We start from the raw sequence: 2,197 nt of genomic DNA on the forward strand, positions 1-2,197 counted from the left end.
TCTTCTCAAGCTTCGCGGCGACTTCCGGTGCTCCGGGGCAGGGCAACTATGCCGCGGCCAACGCGTTCCTGGACGCGTTGGCGTTGCACCGGCACGCGCAGGGCCTCCCGGCCGTGTCACTGGCCTGGGGCTGGTGGGCCGACACCAGCAGCATGACCGGACGTCTGGGGCAGAGCGACCACGCTCGGCTGGGCCGGGCTGGCGTGCGTGCGATGTCGGCGGCGGAGGGGCTGGCGTTGTTCGACCTGGCCTGCCGACGCCCGGAAGCGAATCTGGTCCCGATCCGGCTCGAACTGCCACGGCACGGCGGGTCCGAGCCGGTGCCACCGCTGCTGCGAGGTTTGGTCGCCCGTGGGCCGGCCCGGCCGGTCGCCAGCGCAGGTGACCAGGACGGCTCCGGCCTGGCCGGGCGGCTCGTCGGCCTGACAGCCGCTGACCAGCAACGGCTGCTTCTCGATCTGGTGTGTGGTCATGTCGCGACCGTTCTGGGACACGCCTCCGGAGTGGCCGTCGATCCCGAGAAGGCGTTGCGGGACATGGGCTTCGATTCGCTGACGACGGTGGAGTTGCGCAACAGGCTGGCGGCAGTGACAGGTCTGCAACTGCCCGCGACGTTGGCATTCGACCACCCGACCGTGTCGCGCATGGCCGGATACCTCCACACCCGGCTCGCGCCCACGGTGGACACCGACTCCTCCGAGGCACGGCTGCGCGAAGCGCTCGCCTCGATCCCGTTCACGCGGTTGCGGGACGCAGGACTGATGGACGTGCTGCTGCGGCTGGCCGGTGCGAGCGAGGACGCGCCCCCGAGCACGGAGAAACAGCTCGACGAGATGGACGCGGAAGCGCTCATCGACTTCGTCCTGGACGAAAGGAACTGAGATGACGGTTTCGCAGGACAGGCTTCTCGAAGCACTGCGTGAGTCGGTGAAAGAGACCGAGCGACTCCGTCGCCGCAATGCCGAGCTGACCACACCGGAGCCGATCGCAGTGGTCGGGATGGCGTGCCGCTATCCCGGCGGAGTGACCTCGCCCGAGGATCTCTGGCGGGTGGTCAGCGACGGGGTGGACGCGATCTCCGAATTTCCCGGCGACCGCGGCTGGTCGCTGGACACCCATGACGACGCGGACCCCGACCATCGCGGCACCAGTTACACCCGGCACGGCGGTTTCCTTTACGACGCGGCGGAGTTCGATGCGGGGTTCTTCGGTATTTCGCCGCGTGAGGCGTTGGCGATGGATCCGCAGCAGCGGTTGTTGTTGGAGACGTCGTGGGAGGCGCTGGAACGGGCCGGCATCGACCCGAGCCTGCTGAAGGGCAGCAGGACCGGGGTCTTCGTGGGCGGAGCGGTTTCGGGGTACGACACTGTCGGGGACGCCTCGGGTGATGCCGAGGGCTACACGCTGATCGGCGGCGCGAGCAGCGTGTTGTCGGGGCGGATTGCGTACACGCTGGGGCTGGAAGGGCCGGCGGTGACGGTGGACACGGCGTGTTCGTCATCGTTGGTGGCGCTGCATCTGGCGGCCCAGGCATTGCGGTCCGGTGAATGTTCGATGGCGTTGGCTGGTGGTGTGGCAGTCATGGCCACGCCGGGGATCTTTGGTGGGTTCGCCACGTATGGCGGGTTGGCGGGGGATGGTCGCTGCAAGGCGTTTGCTGCGTCGGCTGATGGTACGGGGTGGTCTGAGGGTGTCGGGTTGTTGGTGGTGGAGCGGTTGTCGGATGCCCGGCGCAATGGTCATCGGGTGTTGGCGGTGGTGCGGGGTTCGGCGATCAACCAGGACGGCGCCTCGAACGGGTTGACCGCGCCGAACGGTCCCTCCCAGCAGCGGGTGATCCGGCAGGCGTTGGCCAGTGCTGGTGTGGCTGCGGCCGAGGTGGACGTGGTCGAGGCGCATGGCACGGGCACTCGGTTGGGGGATCCGATCGAGGCCCAGGCGCTGCTTGAGACTTATGGGCAGGATCGGCCGGCGGATCGCCCGTTGTGGCTGGGGTCGGTTAAATCCAACCTCGGTCACACACTGGCCGCTGCCGGTGTCGCTGGTGTGATCAAGATGGTGTTGGCGATGCAGCGGGGTGTGTTGCCGCGGACGTTGCATGTGGATGAGCCGACTCCGGTGGTGGATTGGTCGGCTGGTGCGGTGGAGTTGTTGACGGAGGAGCAGCCGTGGCCGGTGGTGGATCGGCCGTGGCGGG

At 68.2% G+C, this 2,197-nt stretch carries 2 protein-coding genes; both read left to right on the forward strand.

Translation table 11 applies throughout. The features are described from left to right. Positions 1-881, forward strand: an 881-nt coding sequence (locus ACLZOT_RS49625) for a beta-ketoacyl reductase (RefSeq protein ID WP_416975933.1), incomplete at its 5' end; no start/stop codon positions are given. A gap of 1 nt (position 882) precedes the next feature. Then, positions 883-2,197: type I polyketide synthase (locus ACLZOT_RS49630; protein ID WP_416975934.1), on the forward strand; the 1,315-nt coding region annotated here is incomplete at its 3' end.

Origin of the sequence: Streptomyces sp. 4F14 (genome assembly GCF_048159485.1) — a bacterium.
Classification (GTDB): domain Bacteria; phylum Actinomycetota; class Actinomycetes; order Streptomycetales; family Streptomycetaceae; genus Streptomyces.